At 63.7% G+C, this 25,218-nt stretch carries 24 protein-coding genes and 1 riboswitch; of the genes, 12 read left to right on the forward strand and 12 right to left on the reverse strand.

Features of this window, described 5'->3' with window-relative positions; genetic code table 11:
• Nucleotides 1-8 precede the first annotated feature (8 nt).
• Together BM045_RS10210 and BM045_RS10215 are read left to right on the forward strand one after the other, a co-directional pair.
• On the forward strand, nt 9-875 hold the full coding sequence (locus BM045_RS10210) for an alpha/beta fold hydrolase (RefSeq protein WP_092182780.1): 867 nt from the start codon (nt 9-11) through the stop codon (nt 873-875).
• A 42-nt stretch (nt 876-917) separates the two neighbouring features.
• Entirely contained in the window at nt 918-2,180 is a 1,263-nt protein-coding gene (locus BM045_RS10215) for an RNA polymerase sigma factor (RefSeq protein ID WP_092183225.1), read from the forward strand.
• Nucleotides 2,181-2,183: 3 nt separating this feature from the next.
• Here BM045_RS10215 and BM045_RS10220 read toward each other — a convergent pair whose 3' ends face one another.
• From BM045_RS10220 to BM045_RS10235, 4 genes are all read right to left on the reverse strand, one after another.
• Complete coding sequence (locus BM045_RS10220; RefSeq protein ID WP_092182782.1) at nt 2,184-2,327, reverse strand: DUF2256 domain-containing protein; 144 nt, start codon at nt 2,325-2,327, stop codon at nt 2,184-2,186.
• A gap of 9 nt (nt 2,328-2,336) precedes the next feature.
• Nucleotides 2,337-2,705, reverse strand: a complete 369-nt coding sequence (locus tag BM045_RS10225) for a response regulator (protein ID WP_092182784.1) — start codon at nt 2,703-2,705, stop codon at nt 2,337-2,339.
• Nucleotides 2,706-2,803: 98 nt separating this feature from the next.
• On the reverse strand, nt 2,804-3,496 hold the full coding sequence (locus BM045_RS10230; protein ID WP_092182786.1) for a histidine phosphotransferase ChpT: 693 nt from the start codon (nt 3,494-3,496) through the stop codon (nt 2,804-2,806).
• A 100-nt stretch (nt 3,497-3,596) separates the two neighbouring features.
• Nucleotides 3,597-4,064 carry a YHS domain-containing (seleno)protein gene (locus tag BM045_RS10235; RefSeq protein WP_139198768.1) on the reverse strand — a complete coding sequence of 156 codons (468 nt, stop codon included), beginning with the start codon at nt 4,062-4,064 and terminating at the stop codon, nt 3,597-3,599.
• 137 nt (nt 4,065-4,201) lie between these two features.
• On the opposite strand from BM045_RS10235, the gene BM045_RS10240 reads away from it, so the two are divergent.
• Nucleotides 4,202-4,771 carry a DUF1134 domain-containing protein gene (locus BM045_RS10240; RefSeq protein ID WP_092182790.1) on the forward strand — a complete coding sequence of 190 codons (570 nt, stop codon included), beginning with the start codon at nt 4,202-4,204 and terminating at the stop codon, nt 4,769-4,771.
• A 266-nt stretch (nt 4,772-5,037) separates the two neighbouring features.
• Nucleotides 5,038-5,250 (forward strand): DUF2188 domain-containing protein, encoded by a 213-nt coding sequence (locus BM045_RS10245; protein WP_092182792.1) that lies wholly within the window; start codon nt 5,038-5,040, stop codon nt 5,248-5,250.
• Nucleotide 5,251: 1 nt separating this feature from the next.
• Here BM045_RS10245 and BM045_RS10250 read toward each other — a convergent pair whose 3' ends face one another.
• On the reverse strand, nt 5,252-7,321 hold the full coding sequence (locus BM045_RS10250; RefSeq protein ID WP_244522946.1) for an ATP-dependent helicase: 2,070 nt from the start codon (nt 7,319-7,321) through the stop codon (nt 5,252-5,254).
• 209 nt (nt 7,322-7,530) lie between these two features.
• Here BM045_RS10250 and BM045_RS10255 point away from each other — a divergent pair, with 209 nt between their 5' ends.
• Nucleotides 7,531-8,622, forward strand: a complete 1,092-nt coding sequence (locus BM045_RS10255) for a coiled-coil domain-containing protein (RefSeq protein ID WP_092182796.1) — start codon at nt 7,531-7,533, stop codon at nt 8,620-8,622.
• A 6-nt stretch (nt 8,623-8,628) separates the two neighbouring features.
• Here the strand turns inward: BM045_RS10255 and BM045_RS10260 are convergent, their stop codons facing one another.
• Nucleotides 8,629-8,970 (reverse strand): hypothetical protein, encoded by a 342-nt coding sequence (locus BM045_RS10260; RefSeq protein ID WP_092182798.1) that lies wholly within the window; start codon nt 8,968-8,970, stop codon nt 8,629-8,631.
• On the opposite strand from BM045_RS10260, the gene BM045_RS10265 reads away from it, so the two are divergent.
• A complete protein-coding gene (locus BM045_RS10265; RefSeq protein ID WP_092182800.1) occupies nt 8,969-9,997 on the forward strand; it encodes an RluA family pseudouridine synthase in 1,029 nt (342 codons plus the stop codon). The two genes, BM045_RS10260 and BM045_RS10265, sit on opposite strands and share 2 nt — an antisense overlap.
• Before the next feature lie 298 nt (nt 9,998-10,295).
• A complete protein-coding gene (rpoH, locus tag BM045_RS10270; protein WP_092182802.1) occupies nt 10,296-11,165 on the forward strand; it encodes an RNA polymerase sigma factor RpoH in 870 nt (289 codons plus the stop codon).
• Nucleotides 11,166-11,220: 55 nt separating this feature from the next.
• Here the strand turns inward: rpoH and BM045_RS10275 are convergent, their stop codons facing one another.
• Nucleotides 11,221-11,910, reverse strand: coding sequence for a thiamine diphosphokinase (locus BM045_RS10275; protein ID WP_092182804.1), 690 nt, complete (start codon nt 11,908-11,910; stop codon nt 11,221-11,223).
• Between the two features lie 20 nt (nt 11,911-11,930).
• Nucleotides 11,931-12,031: riboswitch (TPP riboswitch) on the forward strand.
• Nucleotides 12,032-12,101: 70 nt separating this feature from the next.
• Between BM045_RS10275 and thiB the strand changes: the two genes are divergently transcribed.
• The 3 genes from thiB to BM045_RS10290 all read left to right on the forward strand — a co-directional run bounded on the left by thiB (nt 12,102) and on the right by BM045_RS10290 (nt 15,505).
• Entirely contained in the window at nt 12,102-13,103 is a 1,002-nt protein-coding gene (gene thiB, locus BM045_RS10280; protein ID WP_092182806.1) for a thiamine ABC transporter substrate binding subunit, read from the forward strand.
• Between the two features lie 187 nt (nt 13,104-13,290).
• Nucleotides 13,291-14,880 (forward strand): ABC transporter permease family protein, encoded by a 1,590-nt coding sequence (locus tag BM045_RS10285; RefSeq protein ID WP_092182808.1) that lies wholly within the window; start codon nt 13,291-13,293, stop codon nt 14,878-14,880.
• Nucleotides 14,867-15,505, forward strand: a complete 639-nt coding sequence (locus BM045_RS10290; protein ID WP_092182810.1) for an ATP-binding cassette domain-containing protein — start codon at nt 14,867-14,869, stop codon at nt 15,503-15,505. Before BM045_RS10285 ends, BM045_RS10290 begins: the two co-directional genes overlap by 14 nt.
• Before the next feature lie 171 nt (nt 15,506-15,676).
• Here BM045_RS10290 and BM045_RS10295 read toward each other — a convergent pair whose 3' ends face one another.
• Together BM045_RS10295 and BM045_RS10300 are read right to left on the reverse strand one after the other, a co-directional pair.
• Nucleotides 15,677-17,650, reverse strand: coding sequence for a hypothetical protein (locus BM045_RS10295; protein ID WP_092182812.1), 1,974 nt, complete (start codon nt 17,648-17,650; stop codon nt 15,677-15,679).
• 48 nt (nt 17,651-17,698) lie between these two features.
• Nucleotides 17,699-18,988 (reverse strand): adenylosuccinate synthase, encoded by a 1,290-nt coding sequence (locus tag BM045_RS10300; RefSeq protein ID WP_092182814.1) that lies wholly within the window; start codon nt 18,986-18,988, stop codon nt 17,699-17,701.
• A 159-nt stretch (nt 18,989-19,147) separates the two neighbouring features.
• On the opposite strand from BM045_RS10300, the gene BM045_RS10305 reads away from it, so the two are divergent.
• Both BM045_RS10305 and BM045_RS10310 read left to right on the forward strand, forming a co-directional pair.
• Nucleotides 19,148-20,092, forward strand: a complete 945-nt coding sequence (locus BM045_RS10305; RefSeq protein WP_092182816.1) for a DMT family transporter — start codon at nt 19,148-19,150, stop codon at nt 20,090-20,092.
• A gap of 14 nt (nt 20,093-20,106) precedes the next feature.
• On the forward strand, nt 20,107-20,685 hold the full coding sequence (locus BM045_RS10310; RefSeq protein WP_170848461.1) for an NUDIX hydrolase: 579 nt from the start codon (nt 20,107-20,109) through the stop codon (nt 20,683-20,685).
• Between the two features lie 154 nt (nt 20,686-20,839).
• Here BM045_RS10310 and serA read toward each other — a convergent pair whose 3' ends face one another.
• The 3 genes from serA to BM045_RS10325 form a co-directional block, all read right to left on the reverse strand.
• On the reverse strand, nt 20,840-22,423 hold the full coding sequence (gene serA / locus BM045_RS10315) for a phosphoglycerate dehydrogenase (RefSeq protein WP_092182820.1): 1,584 nt from the start codon (nt 22,421-22,423) through the stop codon (nt 20,840-20,842).
• A 79-nt stretch (nt 22,424-22,502) separates the two neighbouring features.
• Entirely contained in the window at nt 22,503-23,687 is a 1,185-nt protein-coding gene (locus tag BM045_RS10320; RefSeq protein ID WP_092182822.1) for a phosphoserine transaminase, read from the reverse strand.
• A gap of 116 nt (nt 23,688-23,803) precedes the next feature.
• Nucleotides 23,804-25,159: a leucyl aminopeptidase family protein gene (locus BM045_RS10325; protein ID WP_092182824.1), complete on the reverse strand. Its 1,356-nt coding sequence runs from the start codon at nt 25,157-25,159 to the stop codon at nt 23,804-23,806.
• Nucleotides 25,160-25,218 lie beyond the last annotated feature (59 nt).

Genomic DNA, 25,218 nt, shown 5'->3' on the forward strand with positions numbered 1-25,218 from the left:
AGAACACCATGATCCGAACAGCCATCGTCGCGAGCGTCCTGCTGCTGACCACCACAGCCTTTGCCCAGTCCGAGCCGGTGGGCGACACTGTCGCGGTTAATGGCATGGACATGTATTACGAGGTGTCCGGCACCGGCGATCCGCTCGTCGTGCTGCACGGCGCCTATATGAACATCCCCGCCATGGGCGAGATCATTCCCCGCCTGGCGGAGGAGCACACGGTCTATGCCCTCGAATTCCAGGGCCACGGCCGCACCGGGGATATCGACCGGCCCATAACCTATCCCAATCTTGCCGATGACGTCGCCAAGTTCATGGATGCCGTCGGCATCGAGAAGGCCGACGTGCTGGGCTATTCCATGGGCGCCGCCACCGGGCTGAAACTGGCCATCGATCATCCCGACAAGGTCGACCAACTGGTCGCCATATCGGTCGCCTATGACATGGCCGGCTCCCAGCCCGAATTCCTCGCGATGATCCCCACCATGACGCCCGAAATGTTCGTCGGCACGCCCATGGAGGACGCCTGGAAGGAACTGGCGCCCGATCCGGACGGTTTCCGGCCGTTTGTCGAACGCATGATCGCCCTCGAACACGAGCCCCTCGCCTGGGAGGAGGACGTCAAGCAGCTCAAGACCCCGATGCTGATCATTGCCGGCGACGCCGACATGATGACGCTCGAGCATGTCACCAGCCTGTTCCGCCTGATGGGCGGCGGTGCGCCCGGCGACATGGGCAAGCCTTTGGCCGCGTCGCGCCTTGCCATCCTGCCGGCGACCTCCCATACCGCCGTCATCGATCAGGTCGATCTGCTGCTCGGTTTCATCGAGCCCTTCTTCAAGGGCGAGACGCCCAAGGGCATGTTCGAGCAATGAAGCGATTGCCCGCGGCGGCGGATGCTGGTTTCATCCGCCGCCATGAGCACAGAGTCCGAAACCCATCGCGTCATTGCCACGGTCTGGAAGGTCGAGCAGCCACGGCTGATCGCCAGCCTGACCCGCATGATGCGCGACATTTCGCTGGCCGAGGAGCTGGCGCAGGATGCGCTGCTGGTGGCGCTGAGGAAGTGGCCGGAAACCGGCATTCCCAGCAATCCCGGCGCCTGGCTGATGCAGACGGCCAAGCGCCGCGCCATCGACTATTTCCGCCACCGCAAGATGGCCTCGAGCAAGCTCGAAGAGGTCGGCCGCATCATCGAGGATGATGCGCCGGATCATGAAGCGGCAATTATAGAAAGCCTGGACGACGAGGTCGGTGACGATCTGCTGCGGCTGATCTTCACCTCCTGCCATCCCATCCTGCCGGCGGAATCCCGGGTTGCGCTGACCCTGCGGCTATTGGGTGGTCTCACCACCGAGGAAATCGCCCGCGCCTTCCTCGCCGCCGAGCCGACCATCGGCCAACGTATTGTCCGCGCCAAGAAAACCATCGCCGAGGCCGGCATTCCCTTCGAAGTGCCGCGCGGCGCCGAGCGAACCGAGCGCCTGAGTTCGGTGCTGGGCGTGCTCTATCTGATCTTCAACGAAGGCTATTCCGCCACCGCCGGCGACGACCTGATACGGCCCCAGCTCTGCGATGAAGCCATAAGGCTCGGCCGCGTGCTGGCGCGGATATCGCCCGAGGATTCCGAGGTGCATGCCCTGTTGGCGCTGATGGAAATCCAGGCCTCGCGCACTATCGCCCGGACCGATACCAAGGGGCAGCCGGTGCTGCTGCTCGACCAGGATCGCACGCGCTGGGATGCGCAACTGATCCGCACTGGTCTGGCATCGCTACAGCAAGCCATTGATCTAGGTGGCGAAAATGCGCCCTACGCGCTGCAGGCGGCGATTGCCGCCTGCCATGCCCGGGCCAGCAAGGCGGTTGACACCGACTGGGCCCGCATCGCTGCGCTTTATGCCGCGCTGGCGCAACTGACGCCATCGCCGGTGATCGAGCTCAACCGCGCCGTGGCCATCTCCATGGCCGAAGGTCCGGCGGCCGCGCTGGTTTTGATCGACAGCATCAAGGACAGCCCGGCCCTCAAGAGCTATCACCTGCTCTATGGGGTGCGGGGCGATATGCTGAGCAAGCTGGGCCGGCATACCGAGGCCATGCTGGAGTTCCGCCGGGCAGCCGAGCTGACCCGCAATGAGCGCGAGAAGGCCTATCTGCTGGGCCGGGCTGACGAAACCGCCTGAGCCTTACGGCTTTTCCTTGGCCGTGCGGCGGCAGCGGTCGGAGCAATATTTGATTTCGTCCCAGACCCTTGCCCACTTCTTGCGCCAGTCGAAGGGTCGGCCGCAGGTGACGCAGATCTTGTGGGGCAGCGTGGCTTTCTTGTGCATGTCGACCGGCTAGGCCGCTTCGTCGCGGATCTCGAATTTGGCTTCGAGGATGTGGCGATCGAAAGGCTTCATCATATAGTCGCTGGCGCCGGCCTTGAGCGCCATGGCGATGGCGCCGATGTCGTTTTCGACCGTGCAATAGACGATATGCGGACGGTCGCCGCCAACGTAAGCCCTGAGCAGCTTAAGAAATTCCAGCCCGCTCATGATCGGCATGTTCCAGTCGAGCAGGATGGCGTCGGGCATTTCCTGACGGCATTTGTCGAAGGCATCCTGGCCGTCTTCGGCCTCTTCGACGATGTAATCCATGTCTTCGAGAATGCGGCGCGCCACTTTGCGCACCACGCTCGAGTCATCGACGATGAGACAGGATTTCATGCCGAAAAGGCTCCGCAGAGGCTGACGCGTGCCGCTATTATGGGCAGCACATCCTAGGAATTGGTTAGCACACTGCTATCATTGATCGACTGAACTGGTTAAGCGGTCGGCTGTTCCAGCGCGCCCTCGACCTTGGCCTTGGGGATAGCGGTCAGGAAGAACATGTCGTTTTCGATGCCGATATTGACCTCCATGTCGGTCATCCGGGCGAGCAGGCCCGTATAGAACGGCTGGATGCCCCGCGCATCGACAAAGCCTTCATCGGGCGTACCGGCCAAGAGGCCAGCGGCGCCGGACGGCACCAGGGTCTTCTGGCGCTTTTCCGGATCGCTCTTCGAGGTAAACTCGAAGCGCTCATTGCCAGCATCGCCGAGAATGGCGGCGGTGACTTGGCCACCGCGCGGCACCGACATGGCGGCGATCAGCAGCAGGTTCATAAACAGCTTGGCCTTGTGCTTGGGCAGAAGGATCAGCGGCACATTCCATTCGAGGTCGGCTTTTTCGATCTCGAACTGGATACGGGCGACGCGTTCGCATTCGCGGGTGTCGATATCGGTGCCCGAGGTCGAGGAGGCGCCATAGGCGAGCCGGGCGAACTCGAGCTTGGCGCGGCTCTGCTTGGCAGCGCTGGCGATCAGGTCGCGCGCGCCTTCCGCCATTTCGCCCTGGTTCGGATCGGCCAGCACTTCGAGCCCATTGCCGATCGCACCGATCGGGTTGATCAGGTCATGGCAAACCCGGGAGCACAGCATGGCCGCGAGGTCGGTTGCCTTGAGCTCGATGATGTCCATGCCTGCACGCTCCGTAAGAATCAGTTGGGCTGACTTTAGAGGCTGCATGGTAAATTGGACATGAAGGTGGGCGGATTTCTCGCTGAAACCGGCGGGAAATCTACTTGATCGAGAGGGCTTTCGAGAGATCGACCCAGCGCTTTTCCGCCTCGATCGCCATCTCGTCGGGTGCCAAAAGAAACGCCTCGCGGCTGGCGGCGGAATAGAACAGATAAAGCCGCTGCTTGAACACGGCATACATGGCCGGATCGCTGTCCGAGACATAACCGCGGGCAATGCCCGTCGCGCTATGACCGCCAAATTGCGGGGCATAGATTTCCGGCGCCGATTTGAAGATGTCGCGATTGGCGGCGGTGGCGAAATGCCAGGGCACATTCTGCCAGACATATTCGTAATCACCCCGGCCCTGCAGCGGTTTCGGCTCGGTGAAATAGCTCACCGCATCCCAGCCATAGATGCCGACGCCGGTCAGCGGATCGGTGACGTAATAGGTCACCATGGACTGCGCGCGCGCCGGCATGGCGCAGGCAAAAACCATGCCCAATAGCGGCAAAACAAAGGCAAGCATGGTTAAGATTTGTTTAGAGGTTTGCTTCATCATCGACCTAACGATCGGCACGCCAGCGACCAATGTTCGCCACGAAGGTACGGTTCAAGCCTTAACGACGTCGTAACCGCCGGCCCGCCAATCTCTGGGAGATCTAGATGTTCAAGCGCCTCGCCCTTCTCTTCGCCCTTTTGGCGGCTTTCGCCGCCCCCATGCCGGCCGCCTTTGCGCAGGGCTCGCTCAGCGACACCTATTCGGGCGAAGACCTGCTCGACAATGGCCGCGCCTTCTTCGGCTCGACATCGCAGGGCCTCGCCTCGCTGGTCGAACGCGCCGTCAGCCAGTTCGGCCTGCCCAATGGCTATATCCTCGGCGAAGACGCCGGTGGCGCGCTGTTTGCCGGCGCCCGCTATGGCGAAGGGATCCTGCACACCCGCAATGCCGGTGAGTTCAACGTCTATTGGCAGGGCCCGTCCATTGGCTTCGACATCGGCGGCGACGGCTCCAAGGTGATGATGCTCGTCTATAACCTCACCCAGATCCAGGACGTGCTCGGTCGCTTTGCCGGCGTCGACGGCTCGGCCTATGTGCTGGGCGGCTTCGGCATGACGGCGATCAAGCGTGGCGACGTGGTGATGGTGCCGATCCGCTCGGGCGTTGGCGCCCGGCTGGGGATCAATATCGGGTATCTGAACTTCACCAATGCGCCGACTTGGAACCCGTTCTGATCGATACTTTCTGATCTCCAGACGCCCCACAGATACGATGTCATCCCGGCCTTGAGCCGGGATCCATCTCGAGATCGCGCCACAGCCGCAAGGTCGTTCGTTCGACTATCGCATACGCCCAACCATCTCAGGATGGACCCCGGCTCAAGGCCGGGGTGACACCGTGGGTGGGGGGAGTTGCGTGGTCACGTTGACAACCCCTACAATTTTACCCAACCCACGCATCTCGCCACCTCCTCCCGCGTTACCCGCTGCGGAGGTGCGCCATGTCGAGCCATCATTTTGTTGTCGCGGCCAAGGACACTGCTTGGCACTATAGTTTCAAGGGCGCCATGACCGGCCCCTTTGCCTCGCGCCAGGAGGCCGTCCAGGCCGCCATCGAACAGGCTGGCGAAGAGGCCGAGCCGGGTGTGGAAGTGGTCGTGCTGAACACCGACCTCAAGCCCGAAACCGTCTGGCCGCAGCCGGAAGCCAGCTGAGCTATTTGCTCCACATGCCGCGCATCTGGGCGGTGATATCCATGCGCACAGGGGCCGGCGACAGGCCCTCGATATAGGCCGGGGTCACCGGCGGCCAGAGAATGTCTTCGAACAGCGGCACCATGGCGCGCGGAATGAACCTACTGCGCTGGGCATAGAGGTGCCGGTCGCCATGCTTGTGCTGCTGGGTAACGAAAAAGCGCTGCGGCGTGATGACATTGAGCTCATCCCTGGCCCGCGTCATCGCCACATAGAGCAGCCGCCGCTCCTCCTCCAACTCATGCGTCGAACCGGTGCCGAGGTCAGACGGAATGCAGCCATCCACGACGTTCAGCACATGCACCGCCTTCCACTCCTGCCCTTTGGCCGAATGGATGGTGGAGAGGATCAGATAATCCTCGTCGAGCAGCGGCACGCCGGACTGGTCGGAGGTGGCATCGGGCGGATCGAGCGTCAGCTCAGTCAGGAATTTTTCGCGGGAGGGATAGCCAGCGGCGATCCGCTCCAGTTGCAGGATATCCGCCTGGCGGATCAGCGCATCCTCATAGACTGCTTCCATCAGCGGCTCATACCAGAGCCGCGCATAGCCCAGCTCCAGCGGCCAGCCGGCTTCCCTGCGCGACAGCCGGGTGAACATTTCCACCAGCCCGGCCCAGCCTTCGGCCGCACGGGACGGCGCGGGGATTTCGCCCAGCGCCCAGACTGGATCAGGACCGGTTGCCATGGCGTCGAGCACCTTGCCGGCCGAGGCGGGGCCGACGCCGGGCAGCAATTGCAGCACGCGGAAGCCGGCCACCCGGTCACGCGGATTTTCGACCCAGCGCAGGATTGCCAAGAGGTCCTTGATATGGGCGGCGTCGAGGAATTTCAGTCCGCCAAATTTAACGAAGGGAATATTGCGCCGCGTCAGCTCGATTTCCAGCGGCCCGGAATGCGAAGAGGTGCGGAACAGCACGGCCTGGTTCTTGAGCCTCATGCCGCCCTCGCGGGCTTCCAGCACCTTATGCACGACGTAACGAGCCTGGTCGGCCTCATCGCGCACGGTGACGAGATAGGGCTTGGCGTCGGACAGCCGCTCGGTCCATAGGTTCTTGGTGAAGCGCTCGCTGGCCAGATCGATCACCGCATTGGCGGCAGCGAGGATCGGCTGGGTCGAGCGATAGTTGCGATCCAGCGTCACGATATCGGCCGGTGGCGAAAAGCTCTGCGGGAAGTCGAGGATGTTGCGCACCGTGGCGGCGCGGAAGGAATAGATCGACTGGGCATCGTCGCCCACCACGGTCAGCCCCTGCCCGCCCGGACGCAGCGCCAGCAACACGGACGATTGGAGCTTGTTGGTATCCTGATATTCATCGACCAGCACATGATCGAAGCGCGCCGAGACTTCGGCGGCAATCGCCGGCTCAGCCATCATGCCGGCCCAGTAGAGCAGCAGGTCGTCGTAATCGAGCACATTCTGGTTCTGCTTGGCCGCCACATAGGCGCCGAACAGGGTGCGCAATTGCTCGGGCCACATGGCGCACCAGGGGAAGTGATCCTTCAGCACCGCTTCGAGATCGCCCTGCGCATTGACCACACGCGAATAGATGGCGAGGCAGGTCCCCTTGGTCGGAAAGCGGCTCTTGGCATCCGACAAGCCCAGCTCGTGCCGCACGAGATTCATCAGGTCGGCGGAATCCTCGCGGTCGTGGATGGTGAAGGCCGGATCGAGCCCGATCTGGGTGGCATGCTCGCGCAGCAGCCGGGCTCCGATACCGTGGAAAGTGCCGGCCCAGCTCAGGGCATCGGTGACAGCGCCCGACGAGGTGCCCATCACCCGGGCCGCGATACGCTCGACGCGGCGGCTCATCTCGCTGGCGGCGCGGCGCGAAAAGGTCATCAGCAGGATGCGGCGGGGATCGGCCCCCTTGACGATGAGATGGGCGACGCGATGCGCCAGCGTATTGGTCTTGCCCGAGCCGGCCCCTGCAATGACCAGCAAAGGTCCGGGCGTTGCAGAGCCGGCGCCATGCTCGACGGCACGGCGCTGCTCGGGATTGAGGATGTCGAGATAGTCGCTGGCAGTCTGCACGAATCGATCCGGTCGGAGGCCCGCGCAGCGGAACACGTTTCCTGTTTTGTTCGCAACTGTCTCACCGATCACAGATTCCCGCGGCATCGTGACGGCGCCCGGACAAAGCGTTAGGGTTAACCACTGGCAAATCTGGCGAGGCTATCGTCCGGCTGTCAGAAGAGAATTCACCCGCATTGCGTATTGATGCGGGCGCCGGAGTTGGACCGATGGTCATCGAAAACATCATGTATTTTGCGCTCGGCCTTTTGGTCGCGGGGCTGGTGTCGCTGATCATCCTGCCGGCGGTGTGGAAACGCGCCGTACGGCTGACCAAGCGCCGCATCGAAGCCGCCACGCCGATCACCATGGCCGAATTCCGCGCCGACAAGGACCAGCTGCGCGCCGAATTCGCGCTGTCGACCCGCCGGCTGGAAATGAATGTCGAGACACTGCGCAAGCGGCTCGCCGAACAGCTGGGCGACGTCAACCAGAAGCGCAGTGATCTCGGGGCGCTCAAGGCCGAGCGCGATCAGCATCTGTCGATCGTCAAGGAGCTGGAAGAGCGCGAGGCCGAGCTGCGCGCCCGCACCACCGAGCTCGAGCGCGAAAGCACCGACCTGGCCCAGCGGCTGCGCATGCGCGACCGCGAACTCGACAGCCGCAATGACGAGGACGCCAGCCGGCTGACCGCAGCGCTGGCCGTCGAGCAGAAGCGCGCCACCTTCCTCGAAGATCAGGCCCGCAGCCTGATCGCCCGGTTGGAAAGCTCGGATCGCCGCAGCGCCGAAGCCACCGCCATCATCGGCCAATTGCGCAACGCGCTGGCCAATCAGAGCGACGACCGGGCCGCCACGGCTGACGATCTGACCGCCGCCGAAGCCCGCATCGCCAGCGCCGAAAGCCGGCTCAATGCCCTGCTGGCCGAAACCACCGAGACGGTGGAAAAGGCCAGCAGCCGTAACGAACAATTGCTGGCCGACAAGCTGGGCCTCGAAGCCGAGGTCGAACAACTGCGCAAGAAGGTGGCGGGCGTGGAATCCTCGATCCTGGAGGATTGGGACACCGAACGGCTGGAAGAAGCCCATCTGCGCGAGCGGCTCAACGATATCGCCGCCAGCGTCAGCCGGCTGGTCTATGCCGTGGATACCGAGAACCCGCCAGCCCGCCCGGAAGAGGAAAGCCTGTTCGACCGCGTGCAGCGCTTTGCCGATGACGGGGTGAGCAGTGATGTGCTGCCGGTGAAACCAGCCAAGGGCGAGCGCAAGGGTGGCTCGGTCAGCGACCGCATGGCGGCGCTGCGGGAGATTCAGGGACGGTAGGCTTGCCTACTCCCCCAGCACCAATTCCCGCGTCTTCTCTCCACTGCCTTGATCGAACAGCGCCAGCCTGGTCACGCCATCCACCACATAGGTCACATTGATCTGCCCATCGCTCAGCAGCGCCGAAATCACCTCGGCGCCGGCCGGCAGGCTGACCTCGGCGGCAATGGTGGGCGCCGGGCGGTCGCGCAACACGCGATAGACAAGGGCGAAGGCAATCGCCATAAAGCCCAGCAACAGGATGCCGATCGAGAAAGCGAACGACCGGCGCGCCTTTGCCAATGCGGCAAGAGCCTCCGCCGATAGAGGCGCATCGGGCTTTTGCTCAGTCTCATTAGGATCAATCATGGCCGAAAATACCGTTGGAGATTTCGAGGGCGACGAAGTCGAGGTCGTGGTCGAAGCCGAGATGGCTGGCGGGCGGCTCGACGCCACCCTTGCCAAGGTCCATACCGTATTGAGCCGCAACCGCATCAAGGACCTCATCCTCGAAGGCGCCGTGACCATCAATGGCAAACCCGTCAGCGAGCCCAAATACCGGCTAACGTCGGGCGAGACAATCGTCCTTCTCGCCCCGCCCCCCGAAGATGCCGATCCGCAGCCGCAGGATATCCCGCTCGACATCCTGTTCGAGGACGACCAGCTCATCGTCATCAACAAGCCGGTCGGCATGGTAGTTCACCCTGCCCCGGGCTCGCCCGATGGCACGCTGGTCAATGCGCTGCTGTTCCATTGCGGCGACAGCCTGCAGGGCATTGGCGGCGTCAAGCGCCCGGGCATTGTGCATCGGCTCGATCGCGATACGTCCGGCGTCATGGTCGCGGCCAAGACCGAGACGGCGCACAAGCATCTGTCGGCCCAGTTTGCCGACCACGGCCGCACCGGCCCGCTGCACCGCGCCTATATCGCCTATGTCTGGGGCGTGACCGAGACCGGCAAGGGTACGGTGGAAGCCCCGCTCGGCCGCGACCAGAACAATCGCCTGAAGCAAACCGTGCGCAAGGATGGCCGCGAGGCGATCACCCATTATTTCGTTGAAGCGCGTTTCGGCGACGAGGGCTGGGACATTACCCGCGTGCAATGCCATCTCGAGACCGGCCGCACCCACCAGATCCGCGTCCACATGGCCCATATCGGCCATCCGCTGGTGTCCGACCTGGTCTATGCCTCGGGCTATATCACCAAGATCAACAAGCTGCCGCCCGACGTTGCCGGCCCGATCCAGGCCCTCGGCCGGCAGGCGCTGCATGCCGCCGAACTCGGCTTCGAGCACCCGACGACCGGCGAGGAACTATTTTTCGAAGCCGACCTGCCGCCCGATCTGCAGGCGCTGGATGACGCGCTGCAGGACTATGACAAGGCGTTCGCGCGCTAAATCCCTGCCGCATCCGCAAAAGAGTCACGCCGAGGTGAATGAACCTTCGGCATGGCTCGCGCGTAATAGCTGTGCCTGCCGATGCAAGGGATGGAACCCTTTCGCATTTGTAACGTTTTCGCGCGTTCTCGCCCTTACATTCGCCAGAATGCCGCTTATATATCCATCGTAGTTTGGCGATGGGCCGTTCACGGACATCGCGCCAAACCATTTTCCGCCCTTAAAGGGCGCGCCGGATCGGGCAATCTTGCCGCAATCTGGCGCTGCTACTGAGGGGGAACCAGAAAGGGGTGCGTTCATGGCCCAGACTAATTTGCCGGTGCTTTCAGCCGAAGGTGGCTTGAGCCGTTATCTTCAGGAAATCCGCAAGTTCCCTATGCTGGAACCGGATGAAGAATACATGCTGGCCAAGCGTTACAAGGAACACGCCGATCCCGGCGCCGCCCAGAAGCTGATCACCAGCCATCTGCGTCTGGTCGCCAAGATCGCCATGGGCTATCGCGGCTACGGTCTGCCGATTTCCGAAGTGATTTCGGAAGGCAATGTCGGCCTGATGCATGCGGTCAAGCGCTTCGAGCCTGAAAAGGGCTTCCGCCTGGCGACTTACGCCATGTGGTGGATCCGTGCCGCCATCCAGGAATATGTCCTGCGCAGCTGGAGCCTGGTCAAGATCGGCACCACCGCCGCGCAGAAGCGTCTGTTCTTCAACCTGCGAAAGGTGAAGGGACAGATCGCAGCTTTGGACGATGGTTCGCTGCATCCCGACCAGATCGCCCAGATCGCCACCACGCTCAAGGTCACCGAGGCGGACGTCGTGTCGATGAACGCGCGCCTCTCCGGCGACGCCTCGCTCAACTCGCCGATGCGGGCTGACGAAGGCACGTCGGAATGGCAGGACTGGCTGGTCGACGACACCCCGAGTGCCGAAACCACCCTGGGCGAGAGCGAGGAATATTCCGAGCGCATGGGCCTGCTCAACAATGCGATGAGCGTGCTCAACGAGCGCGAAAAGGCCATTTTCCACGCCCGCCGCCTGCAGGAAAACCCGTCGACGCTCGAAGAGCTGGCCCAGCAGTATGACGTCAGCCGCGAGCGTATCCGCCAGATCGAAGTGCGGGCGTTTGAAAAGGTGCAGGACGCGGTCAAGGTTGCGGCTGCGGCGCACTAGGTTGGTTTGAATGGAATGCGGAAGGCGGGCTTGGGCCCGCCTTTTTTGTTTGGTACTAAAGCGCCATCAAATCCCACAGCCGCTCCTTGCCCAGGATCAGCAGCCATGGCGTGTCATCTGCCGGGATGATCTCGACCACGCCACCGGTGCCTTCATTGCTCGTCCCGATCAGCCCGCCCGGCTCCAGCGTCAGCCCGTCCATCGGATAGAACAGGCCGGTCGATTGTTCGAAACGGATCGGCAGCAGCGGGTGGATCGAGACGCGCTCGCGCGGGCCGGCGGTAAAGCGGATCGGCCCGACCACGGCCAGCGCCACATCGACCTCGTCGACCAGCAGCAGCTTTCGCGACGGTGCAAATTGTAGCACGGCGCTGAGGGCGGCCAGCGTGTGGTCCAGCCGCTTGCCGGTCATGCCCAGCGCCAGCGTCACCGGTGCCTGCGTGGAATAGAGCGCCTTCTGGAAATCGGTGGTGACCTGCTCGGGGATATGGATCACCCGCGTGCGCTGCGCCCAGCCAGCCCGATCCTGCAGCGAATCGAGGTCGCCGATGATCGCGGCAGGCGTGAGGCCGGCATCCCCGATCGCATCGCCACCGCCATCGGCGCCAACCAAGGTGACGCCACGCTCGGCCAGTTCGACGAGGAGCGCCGCATCGACGGCGCCGCCGCCGACAATGGCCAGCGGGCCTTGGGATACGACTATTGGCGCATCCGCCGCGGGTACGGAAGTGTCTTGCACTGTCACAAAGCTCTCATTAAGTGTGGGGTGTCTCGCTGGGGTGTTCCGGAAGAAATTCCGGAGCTGAGAGTTACCCATTGAACCTGAACCAGGTCATGCTGGCGGAGGAAGTTCGAGATGGCAAGGGCCTCTCGACGGCCGTGCCATTGACACCATCCCTTCACACATGGCCGCAAACCAACTGAAGGGATGACCCCATGGTCAAATCTGCTCTTGCGCTTGCGGTCCTAACCGGACTGTTCGCCTCACCTGCCCTCGCGCAGGATCTGCCCAAGCTCACCATCTACACCTATGACGGCTTTGCCGCCGAATGGGGCCCCGGCCCCGGCCTCAAGGCCGGCTTCGAAGCCACCTGCGGCTGTGAGGTCAGCTGGGTCGCGGCCGATAGCTCCATCGGCACATTACGCCGCGTTCAGCTCGAGGGCGATGCCACCGAAGCCGATATCATCGTCGGTCTCGACACCGCCATTGCCGGCGAAGCCCGCGCCACTGGCCTATTTGCCGATCACGGCCTGACGCTGACCGATCTGGCACTACCCGGCGAATGGACCGACACGCAATTCGTGCCCTTCGATTATGCGCATTTCGCCATGATGTACGATACCGACACCATGACGACACCGCCGACCTCGTTCGAAGAGCTGATCGCGCTGCCGGAGGACATCAAGATCACCATCCAGGACCCGCGCTCATCGACGCCGGGCTTTGGCCTGGTGCTGTGGATCAAGGCCGCCTATGGCGACCGCGCCAAGGACATCTGGGCCGGACTCAAGCCTCATATCCTCACCGTCACGCGCGACTGGAGCGAGAGCTATGACCTCTTCCTCTCGGGCGAAGCCGACATGACGCTGAGCTACACCACCTCGCCCTCCTATCACATCATCGAAGACGGCGATGACACCATCAAGGCGGCGCTGTTCACCGAAGGCCATTACCCGCAGATCGAAGTCGCCGGCGTGCTGAAATCCTCGGACCAGCAGGAACTGGCCAAGCAGTTTCTGGCCTATCTGGTGTCGGCCGATGGCCAGCAGATCATCCCGCATACCAATTGGATGTTCCCGGTAACCGATCTCGGCGACAAGCTGGACCCAGCCTTTGCCGCGCTGCCGCAGCCGGAGAAGACGTTGGGGTTTAGCGATGACGAGATCGCAGCGCATGGGCGGGAGTGGATCGACGAGATGCTGGCGGCGATTCAGTAGAGGCTGAACGAGAGATAGCGTTCGTGAACACCCCCACCCCCACTCCCTCCGCACAAGGGGGAGGGAAGCTTGTCCTGTGGTCGTTCGAAGTGCGTGCCTCGATGGCTCGTCTGGCGTCTCCCTCCCCCTTGTGGGGAGGGATCAAGGGTGGGGGTAAGCCACACGCAGAAACCTTGGGATCGGCCCCATGTTGACCCTGCCCAACCGCCGCATCCGCATCGCCGCGGCCATCACCTTGGCCGCGGCCATCGCAATCCTCATCGCCCTCGTCTTCTGGGCCATCCTCGCCGCCGCCACGGAGGGCAGCGTGGGTTCGCGCGTGGATATCCCGCATCTGCTGCGCATGACGTCCATCCAGGCGGGCCTGACCACAATCCTCTCCCTGCTCGTCGGTGCGGCCCTGGCTTGGGCGATGAACCGGCTGCGTTTCCCAGGCCGCGACCTTGTCGTCGGCCTGTTCGCCTCGGCCATCGTCACACCCGGCATGGTGGTGGCCTTTGGGCTGCTGTCGATCTGGGGCCGCAATGGCTGGATCAACCGGGCCAGCGAGGCGCTGTTCGGCTTTCCCTTGGGCAATCCGGCCTTTGGCCTCTCCGGCATCTTGCTTGCCCACGTCGTGCTCGATGGCGCCTTTGCCGCCCGCATCATGCTGGCGCGGCTCGACGCCATCCCCAGCGCCCGGCTCAAGACCGGGCAGTCGCTCGGCCTCTCGCCCTGGCAGCGCTTTACCCTGCTTGACTGGCCGGCCCTGCGCGGCACGGTGCCGGGCCTTGCGGCGATCATCTTTCTCCTCGCCTTCACCAGCTTCCCGATCGTTTTGATGCTCGGCGGCGGCCCGGCCAACCAGACACTGGAAGTGGCCATCTATGCCGCCGTGCTGCAAGACTTCGACCTTGTCGGCGCAGTCTATCTGGCGGCCACGCAGATCACGGTCTGCTCGCTGGTCATCCTTGCGGCCTCGGCGCTGGCACCCATTCCCACCAGCTTCGGCGCCTCTGTGGCGCCCCGCTGGCGCGATGCAGGTCTCGCCAGAGCGCTGCAGATCGTGGTGCTGGGCCTGGGTCTGATCGGCTTCGTGCTGCCGCTACTATCGGTGCTGCTGGACGGCTTCAGCTCGGGCATGGACCGTATCATTGCGCGACCCGAATTCTGGTGGGCAGCAGCCAGCAGCCTGCTGATCGGATCGGCCAGTGCCCTGCTCACCCTGGCTCTCGCCCTGACGCTGGCGCTGGGTCGTGGTGCCACCGGCAGCGGCCCACTGCGCACATTGCTCGGCATGCCGGCCTTTGCCTATCTCGCCGTGCCAGCGGTCGTCTTGTCTCTCGGATTTTTCCTGCTGGTTCGGCAAGTGGGGCTGGCACCATCCGCAGCCGCGCCCTTCGTCGTCGTCATCGCCAATAGCCTCCTCGCCCTGCCCTTCGCCATGGCGACGTTGGGTCCCCCGCTTGAGGCGATTGCCCGCACCCGCGGCAAGCTGATCCGCTCGCTCGGCCTCTCTGGCTGGCGGCAGTTTATCTCGGTGGAATATCCCCTGCTCGGCCGCGACGTGGGCGTCATGCTGGCGCTGGCCTTCTGCTTTTCGCTCGGCGACCTCGGCGTCATTGCGCTGTTCGGCACGCAGGATTTCCAGACCCTGCCGCTGATGATGTTCCGGGCGCTCGGCTCCTATCGCGGCAATGACGCGGCGGCCATAGCCGCCATCCTGCTGCTCGGGACGATCGTCGCCTTTCTGGCACTGCCGAAACTGTTTGAAAGACTTGCCCATGCTGCGCGTTGAAGACCTGCGCTTCGCCCATCCCGGCCAGGCCGTGCCCTACCAGTTTTCGCTATTGGCCCATGCCGGCGAGGTAACGTCCGTGTCGGGCGCCAGTGGCTCGGGCAAGTCGACATTGCTCGACCTGTTGGGCGGCTTTCTCCTGCCGATCTCGGGCGAAATCACCCTCGACCACGAAAACCTGGTGCCGCTGCCGCCCGAGCAGCGTCCGCTGTCGCTGCTGCTGCAGTCGGACAGCCTGTTCGACCACCTGAGCGCGGCCAGCAATATCGCGCTCGGCCTGCCGCGTCAGACGTCCAAGGCCCAGGCGCGGGAGCAGATTGCTGCGGCGCTGGCGGAAGTAGGGCTGGATGGACTGAGTGGCCAGCAGGCGGCAACGCTGTCCGGCGGGCAAAAACAGCGAGTGGCGCTGGCCCGGACGCTGCTGCGGGCGCGGCCGATCCTTTTGCTTGATGAGCCCTTCTCGGCGCTGGATGACGAGACCCGCGGGGTGATCCGCGATCTGGTGCGGACGCTGACCATCCGCCATCGCTGGCACACGGTGCTGGTCAGTCATCATGCCGATGATGTCGAGGCCTTGGCGAGCCGGAGATATGTGCTGCGGGATGGGGTGTTGATGGCGGGGTAGGACGCACGCGCCCGGTGTCATCCCGGCGAAGGCCGGGATCCATCCTGAGATGGGTCAACGAACCACCTTGCGGCTGTGGTGAAATCTCGAGATGGGCCCCGGCCTTCGCCGGGGTGACATCGTGGGTGGGGGCAGATTACTGCCACGAGAACAGAGAAAACCAGTCCTGCGCTACTGCGCCCAGGTCGCGAAAACCTTGTCGAACAGGGCCTGCGCCGTATCATCCTTTTCGAGGGTGATGATGGCATTGCGACCGGTGCCATAGACCACGGCCAGATCCATCCAGCGGCGGTTTTCCAAGAGGTTTGTATTGGCCGTCGCATCGGCTGGCGTGGCGCTGAGCGCGAAGAGGAACGAATTCCCGACGACGCGAGCCGAAGCGCCGACCAGGGCAGTGCCCGGCACCAGCTCTTCGTCCTTAAGCAGGATGCCGGGCAGGTTGGCGATGGTGCCGCCGATGAAGGTGTCGCTGACGTCGAAATCGACTTCCATCAGATGGCTGGCCGGCAGGCTGGGGTCGGAATTTTTGCGAATGGTAATGTCAACGCCCAGGTTACGCGCCGGGATGCTGGCCGCGCCCTTGAGTGTCGGCAGGCCAAGCTCGTCGACACCCTCGGTCCATTCGACAGTTCCCGAGAAGGGAACGGCGCCGGTGGTGCCATCCTGGCTGGCTTCGAGCAGCAGCGACTGGCTGCCGGCCAGAACCGCGGGATCCACCGAAGCGGCCGGATCATTGGCCGCTGTCGTCGTGCTTTCCGTGCCCGGCAGGCGATCTTCGCTCTTGATTTCGCCCGTGCCGATATCGGGCAATACGGTCTCGCTGCCGGTCGGCTGCACGGCCTGCGGCGTGGGCTCGAGGCGCTCGTCAGCTTCAAGACCGCTAAGTTCGGAATCGACCGTCTCGGTGCTCGCGGTGCCCGAGGTATTGCCCGGACCTTCCGTTGGCTGCACCGGGTCCAGCGTCGGCGTGGTGATGGGCGTGGTTTCGGCCGTCTCGGTCACCGGCGCCTGCGCCTGGCCGAACATCTGGTCGAGATCGACATAGCCTTCGCGCCAGGCCCAGAAGCCCGCACCGCCGACACCGGCCAGGAGGATGGCAAAAACCACGAGGAAAATGGTGAGGCCCGCGCCACCGCGCTGCGGCTGGGCGGTGTCGGCAAAACCGGCATCGTCTGGCGCCTTGGCAACGTTGAACGCGGCATAATTGTCGAGCGAACGCTCGGGCAAGGGCTCGGTCTTTTCGCCGCGCGCTTCGCGGTCCAGTGTCTCGATGGCGCGTTCGATGGCGCCTTCGGCTTCGCTCGGATCGGGTTCGAGCTCGACTTCGCGCACGGTGGAGAGAGCCTTCTCGACCGGCTGCGGTTCGAGCACGGCGATGGGGGCGATCACCTGCTGGCGCGCCACGGCCTGGTTGCCCAGAGCGGGCTCGAGACGGGCAGTGGAGCGCACCGGCTCGACCAGCGTATTGGCGGCCAGGGGGGCAGCATCACGACGGGGTTCGAAATTCGGCGCCTTCAGCGCCGTTTCCATCACCCGCACATTGGACGGCGGGATCAATGGCGAGGTCGGACCGGTCTTGGCGGCTTCGGCCCGGGCTACAATGGATGGGATCGAGCGCTGTTCGGGCTCGTCCAAGGGTTTGGGTGATTCGTCCTTGACCAGCTTGACCGGCGCACCAACCGTGTCGGCGGCCTGGGAGATGATGTCCTCGATCGACATCGCATCGCGGGCTGCCGCCGGTGTTTCAACCGGCTTGGGCGCCTCGACGGGCTTTGGCGTTTCCACCGCGCGCGGCACGTCCACCGGCTTCGGCGGTTCGACAGGCCGGGGCGGCTCTGCCGGCTGCACGGCTTCAGGTCCGGGACGCGGGGCGGGTGGGGGCGGCGAAGAAGGCCGCGCTGACAGCACGTTATCGCGCCCCAGCGTGATCACCGCCTCGCTGGCTTCCTGCTCGACCTGGCGAATGCAATCTTCGAGCTGCAGGCGATGCTGGGTGATTTCGCGGGCCGGCAGGGGCGGCGTGATCGCGCGCAGCTGTCCGACAAGGGCCGAACGCGCCTTCTCGTACACAGCCCGGCGGGCCGACCCATTATTCTCCGGAAGCGCCGAGACGGCCCGGCGCAACAGCTCCTTGTAGTCCGCCATTGGTTAGTTGGTACTCACAATTGCAGCGACACGTTGTAACAAAAATTATCAGTCTTGGAATGGGTCTACGACAAGGATCGTATCGAGCCGTTCCGGGCTTGTGGACAGCATCGCCACCGGAGCGCCGATCTGCTCTTCGATATAGCGGACATATTTGATCGCCTGTGCCGGCAGATCCGCCCAGCTGCGCGCGCCAGCCGTGGTCTCGGACCAGCCTTCGAGGGTCTCGTAGATCGGCTTAACGCGGGCCTGTGCCCCCATTGAGGCAGGCAAGTAATCAATGCGTGATCCGTCCAGCTCATAGCCGACGCAGACCTTGATCTCCTTGAGACCATCGAGCACGTCGAGCTTGGTCAGCGCGATGCCGGTAATGCCCGAGGTCTTGACGGTCTGGCGGACCAGCACGGCATCGAACCAGCCGCAGCGGCGCGGACGGCCGGTGTTGACGCCCACTTCCTTGCCAACGGTCGCCAGATGCTTGCCGATCTCGTCATCCAGCTCGCAGGGGAACGGGCCTTCGCCGACGCGGGTCGTATAGGCCTTGGTGATACCCAGCACATAGTGGATCGCCGTCGGGCCAAGGCCCGAACCGGCGGCAGCCTGGCCGGCCACCGTGTTGGACGAGGTGACGAAGGGATAGGTGCCATGGTCATTGTCGAGCAATGCGCCCTGTGCGCCCTCGAACAGGATGCGGGCGCCAGCCTTGCGCTTGTCGTCCAGCACCTGCCAGACCTGGTCCATGAAGGGCAGGATTTCCGCAGCGACCGAGGTCAGCTCGTCATAGATCTTCTGCGCTTCGATCTCGACCAGGCCCATACCGCGGCGCAGCGCATTGTGGTGGCCGAGCAGGCGCTCGATCTTGACCATCAGCGTCTCGGGCTCGGCCAGGTCGATCAGGCGGATGGCGCGGCGGCCGACCTTGTCTTCATAGGCCGGGCCGATGCCGCGCTTGGTGGTGCCGATCTTGAGGCCCGAATTGGAATCTTCGCGGATCGCATCAAGCTCGCGATGCAGCGACAGGATCAGCGGAGCATTGTCAGCAATACGCAGGATTTCCGGCGTGATCTCGACACCCTGGCCGCGCAGCTTGGCCATTTCCTGCACAAAGTGATGCGGATCAACGACCACGCCATTGCCGATGACCGAGAGCTTGCCCTGCACGAGACCGGAGGGCAGCAAAGCCAGCTTGTAGCTGACGCCATCGATGACCAGAGTGTGGCCGGCATTGTGGCCGCCATGGTAGCGCACCACCACATCGGCGCGCTCCGAGAGCCAGTCAACGATCTTGCCCTTGCCCTCGTCACCCCATTGCGAGCCGACGACAACCACATTAGCCATGAAACTACCTTCTCCGGATAGGCGCAACACAAAGGGCCCGGCCGACATGGCCGCACCCTTCTCACTTTGGACGTCTGTATCCCCAGCCACCTTGGGTATAAGTTTGAAGGCGGCCGAATAACTGCTAAGTCCGACTGTCCATACATCACCCGGGCGACGATGACAAAGCCGCTAGAGAACGAAAATCGCGGCATATCGGCCCGAATGCTCGACCAGCCCTATCTGCTGCTGATCCTTGCGCCGCTGTTCTGGGGCGGCAATGTCGTCGCGGCCAAGCTGGTGGTGGGCGAAATCGACCCGTTTCTGCTGCTTTCCGCCCGCTGCGTCGGGGCGACGCTGTTCATCCTGCCCTTCTCCTGGCGCTTCCTTGCTGCCGACTGGCCGGTGATCCGCCGCACCTGGCCGCTGCTGATGGGCTTCGGCGCACTGGGCTATGCGCTATACAATGTGCTGCTCTATGTCGGCCTGACCACCACCACGGCGGTCAATTCCTCGATCGAAACCGGCGCCCTGCCGATGATGATTCTCGCCGCCAATTTCATCGTGTTTCGTGTGCGGGCCCGGGCGCTGCAGATCCTCGGCGTGCTGATCGCCATCACCGGCGTCATGCTGACCGCGACGCATGGCGATCTCAGCCGCATCCTGACTCTCGATATCAATATCGGCGACGGCTTCGTGCTGCTGGCCTGCCTGACCTATACCGCGTATACGCTTGCGCTGAAATTTCGCCCGCCAGTTCATATGATGAGCTTCATGGCCGTGGCCTTCACGGGCGCCGCCATCACCGGGCTGGTCATGCTGCAAGTGTTCGGGCCCGGCATTGGCAGCTATGCCGAAATCCCGGCCATGTCGCCGACCGTCTGGCTGGTGCTGGCCTATGTGATGGTCTTTCCATCCATGTTCAGCCAGATCGCCTATGCCCGCGGCGTCGACCTCGTCGGCCCCAACCGCGCCGCGCCCAGCCACAATCTGATCCCGGTGTTCGGCACCCTGGGCTCGGTGCTGATCCTCGGCGAACGGCTCGAGCCCTACCACTATCTCGCCGCCGCCATCATTATCGGTGGCATCGTGCTGGCCGAATGGTCGGCACGGCGGCAACGCTAACGAGACGAACCACCATGCCGAAAGAGCAGCATTTCCCCGCCGATCTCGCCGCCGTGGTGCAGGATTACCTGCAGCACACCGCCGGCCCGCGCGAAATGCTGTCGCTGCTGCAATGGCAGATCAGTGAGGGCCACAGTCTCAACCTGCGCACCACCATGCCTGGCCACCTGACCACCAGCGCCATCGTGCTGTCGCCCGATCACGCGCAGGTGCTGTTGATCGACCATGTCACCATTGGCCGCTGGCTGCAGCCGGGCGGACATTACGAGCTGGCGGAGTATTTCTGGCAGTCCGCCGAACGCGAAGCGGTGGAGGAGACGGCGGTTACGGGCCTGACGCTACACGCTTGGCACGACGGCAAGGATCGGCCTTTCGTCATCGACAGCCATGACGTGCCCGGCAAGCCATCGCGCAACGAGGTGCCGCATGTGCATCACGACCTGCAATATCTCTTCGTCGCCGATCCCGCGACGCCGCTGCTGCATCAGGCCGAAGAAGTGCACGCGGCCAAATGGGCGCCAGTGACGGAGCTGGCCGGGATTGCTCCCAAGGCATGGGCGCGGTTGGGGACGATCGATCGTGACGAAAATTAAGTCCTAGTCACGATAGCCTCCCTGGACTTGATCCGAGGGTCATTCGCCGCTTGTGCCGAATTGAAAGTGACCCGCGGATCAAGTCCGCGGGAGGCGCCGGTGGACTGGAAGTAATCCTACCCTCTCCCTCAAGGGGAGAGGGGTAAGTCAGTAACTAGAACCGCAGGGCTTTCGCCTGCTTGACGCCTTCCAGCTTGGCGATTTCGCCGAGCTGGGCTTCGGTCAGCGTGCCGTCGATGGAGACCAGCGCAATGGCACCGCCGCCGACGTCTTCACGGCCGAGGTTGAAGTTGGCGATGTTGATGCCGAGTGTCCCGAGCAGCGTGCCCAGGCGGCCGATATGGCCCGGCTTGTCCTCATTGGTCACATAGAGCATGGACGGCGACAGCTCGGCTTCCATGTTGATATCCTTGACCTGGATGATGCGCGGCTTGCCATTGGCAAACAGCGTACCGGCCACGCTGCGCTCCTGCGCATCGGTGGTGATGGTGAGGCGGATATAGCCTTCATAGGCGCCCTGGCGGTCGCGATTGGTGGTTTCCACCACGATGCCACGATCCTTGGCGATCTGCGGCGCCGAAACCATGTTGATGTCGCCCAGCGAGGGCTTCAGCACGCCATTGATGGCGGCCGCGATCATTGGCTTGGTGTTGAGTTCGGCGACATTGCCTTCGAACTCGATCTTGATGCCGGTGATGGCCGTTTCGGTCAGCTGGCCGCCGAAGGAGCCCAGCGTTTCCGCCAGCTTGACCCAGGGGGTTAGCAGCGGGGCTTCTTCGGCCGAGATCGACGGGAAGTTGAGCGCATTGGTGATTTCGCCGCTCATCAGATAGGCCGAAATCTGCTCGGCAACCTGCAGCGCCACGTTCTCCTGCGCTTCAGTGGTCGAGGCGCCAAGGTGCGGGGTGCAGATGACATTGGGCAGCTCGAACAGCGGGTTCTGTTCGGCGGGCTCCACCAGGAACACGTCGAGCGCCGCGCCAGCCACCTGGCCGGACTTCAGCGCGTCATAGAGCGCGGCTTCATCGATCAGACCACCGCGGGCGCAGTTGATGATGCGGACGCCCTTCTTGGTCTTGGCCAGGGCCTCGGCATTGAGGATGTTGCGGGTTGCGTCGATCAGCGGCGTATGCAGCGTGATGAAATCGGCACGAGCCAGCAGCTCGTCCAGCTCGACCTTTTCGACGCCCATGGTCTGGGCGCGCTCGGGGGTCAGGAACGGGTCGAAAGCCACGACCTTCATCTTGAGGCCAATGGCGCGGTCGGCGACGATGGAGCCGATATTGCCGGCGCCGATCAGGCCCAGCGTCTTGTGGGTGACTTCGACACCCATGAAGCGGTTCTTTTCCCACTTGCTGGCACGCGTCGAGGCGTCGGCCTCGGGCAGCTGGCGGGCCAGGGCGAACATCATGGCAATGGCATGCTCGGCCGTGGTGATGGAATTGCCGAAGGGCGTGTTCATCACGATGATGCCCTTCTTGGTCGCGGCCGGAATGTCGACATTGTCGACGCCGATGCCGGCGCGGCCGATCACCTTGAGATTGGTCGCGGCAGCAATAATCTTTTCGGTCACCTTCGAGGCCGAACGGATGGCCAGGCCATCATACTGGCCGATGGCTTCAAGGAACTTGTCCTTGTCCTTGCCGAGATCGGGGAGGTAGTCGACCTCGACGCCATTGTCCTTGAAGATCTGGACGGCGGTCGGGCTGAGCTTGTCGGAAACGAGAACCTTGGGCATGAAAGCCCTCCTGCATTTTGACTGCGGCAGAGCCGCATGAATGGGGAAAGGGCCTCGCCCGTGGCGAGGCCGAAAAAGCTTAGGCAGCAGCCTTGGCGAGCGCAGCCTTTTCTTCGGCGAAGGCGAAGTCCAGCCATGGCACGAGGGCGGCCAGGTCGGAGGCTTCCACGGTCGAGCCGGCCCAGATGCGCAGGCCCGAGGGGGCGTCCTTGTAGGCGCCGATGTCATAGGCCACGCCGGCCTTGTCGAGGCGCGACACGATCGCCTTGGCGAAAGCTGCCTGCTTGTCGGCATCGAGCTCGGTAACGGCGGGATCGACGATTGAGAAGCAGACCGAAGTGTTCGAGCGGTTGGCCGGGGTCTTGGCCAGGAAATCGACCCAGTCGGTCCTCGCGACCCAGTCGGCCAGCACCTTGAAATTGGCATCGGCACGCGCCTGCAGCGCGGTCAGGCCGCCGAGGCCGAGGCCCCACTGCATGGCGTCGATCGCGTCTTCGATGCAGATCATCGAGGGCGTGTTGATGGTCGCGGCCTCGAACACTTCCTGCAGCAGCTTGCCGCCCTTGGTCAGGCGGAAAATCTTGGGCAGCGGGCGATCCGGCTTGAAGGTTTCCAGACGCTCGACGGCGCGCGGCGACAGGATCAGCACGCCATGGGCAGCTTCGCCACCCAAAGCCTTCTGCCAGGAGAAGGTCACCACATCGAGCTTGGCGAAATCGAGGTTCTGCGCGAAGGCAGCCGAGGTGGCATCGCAGATGGTCAGGCCCTGGCGATCGGCAGCGATCCAGTCGGCATTCTCGACGCGGACACCCGAGGTCGTGCCGTTCCAGGTGAACACCACGTCGCGGTTGAAGTCGACTTCGGCAAGGTTCGGCAGGTCGCCGTAGCCTGCCTTGAGGATGCGGACATCATCGAGCTTGAGCTGCTTCGAAACGTCGGTGACCCAGCCCTCGCCGAAGCTTTCCCAGGCCAGCATGTCAACGCCGCGAGCGCCGAGCATGGACCACAGCGCCATTTCGACGGCGCCGGTGTCGGAAGCGGGGACGATGCCGATGCGATAGTCGGCGGGAACCTTAAGAAGCTCGCGCGTCAGGTCGATGGCCTGCTGGATGCGCGCCTTGCCGGGCTTGGAGCGGTGCGAACGACCGACCAGCGCATTGGCAAGCGCTTCAACCGTCCAGCCAGGACGCTTGGCACAGGGGCCCGACGAAAAATTGGGGTTTGCCGGTTTAACCGTCGGCGCGGTGTGGGGCGTATCAGCCATCTTCAGCGACCCTCCCAGGTCTATGCGTCTCGCGTTAGGGCGAGATGTCCTGAGGCGGGAGATACGCCCTCTGCCGGGCCGGCGTCAATGAGTCTTTTTGCGCAGGGCGATTGAGCTCAGCGTTTCGGGTAGCGCTGCTTGAGAACGCCATAGACCGCGCGGATGCCGTGGTCGGTGCCGCCGAACGGGCGGCCGGCGCGGGCTTCAGGGGCCCAGGCCATGATGTCGAGATGCACCCAGGCCCTGGCCTTCTCGACGAACCGCCGCATGAAGAGGGCAGCAGTGATCGAGCCGGCAAAGCCGCCGCTGCCGGCATTGTTCACATCGGCAATCTTGGAGCTCATCATGGCGTCATAGGGCGACCACAGCGGCATCTGCCACAGCGGGTCATCGGCAAGCAGCCCTTCGGCCATCAGATCGCGAGCCAGCGCATCATCGGTCGAATAGAGCGCCGGCAGTTCGGGGCCCAAAGCCACGCGCGCCGCGCCTGTCAGGGTCGCCATGTCGAGCAGAAGATCTGGGCTTTCCTCGTCGGCCAGCGCCAGGGCATCGGCGAGGATCAGCCGCCCTTCCGCATCTGTATTGCCGATTTCGACGGTCAGTCCCTTACGCGAGGTCAGCACATCGCCAGGGCGGAAGCTGTCGCTGGCAATGGCATTTTCGACGACCGGAATCAGCACGCGCAGGCGCAGTGCAAGGCCAGCCGAGACAATCGCATGGGTCAGCCCCAGCACATTGGCGGCACCGCCCATGTCCTTTTTCATCAGCAGCATGCCGGCCGAGGTCTTGATGTCTAGCCCGCCAGTGTCGAAGGTCACGCCCTTGCCGACCAGCGTCACCTTGGGATCGCTTTCCTTGCCCCAGCGCAGGTCGAGCAGGCGCGGTGGCTGGTTGCCGGCCCGGCCCACCGCATGGATCATCGGGAAATTGCCGGCGAGCAATTCGTCGCCAACGATTGCGGTTACCGCCATGCTACGCTTGGTCGCGAATGCGCGGATGGCCTCATCGAAGGCATCAGGACCCAGATCATTGGTCGGCGTATTGACCAGGTCACGCGCCAGCACGGCCGCCTCGACCAGCCGGTCGATCTCGGCGCTATCGGCGCCGTCCGGGGCCACCAGGCGCGGCGCAGGCTTGGCCTTGCGGTAGCGGTCGAACCGATAGGCGCCGAGCCGGAAGCCAACCGTCGCCAGCACCGGATCACCATAGGCGCCGGCGAGGTGGTAATCGCCCTCGGCCAGCGCCGCACCGGCCAGTCCCAGCACCAGCGCCGACCGGCCGCTTTCGGGCCCGATGCCGAACAGATGCCCATCCACGGCCCCGTCCGCTCCCGGCAAAGCCAGCAGACGGCCACGCTGACCGGAAAAGCCGTTGGCCGTTGCCCATGCCGCATTGCTCGGCGACAGCCCGGCTTGCTCGAGCTTGCCCTCCTCAACGACGATGATCGGGAGGGTTTTCGTAGAATGTGCCATGGGAGCTCCGCAGATTTGGCAGCAAACTATGCGCCCTCACCGCGCCTCGCAACGCCGCA

Origin of the sequence: Devosia sp. YR412 (assembly GCF_900110945.1) — a bacterium.
Taxonomy (GTDB): Bacteria; Pseudomonadota; Alphaproteobacteria; order Rhizobiales; family Devosiaceae; genus Devosia.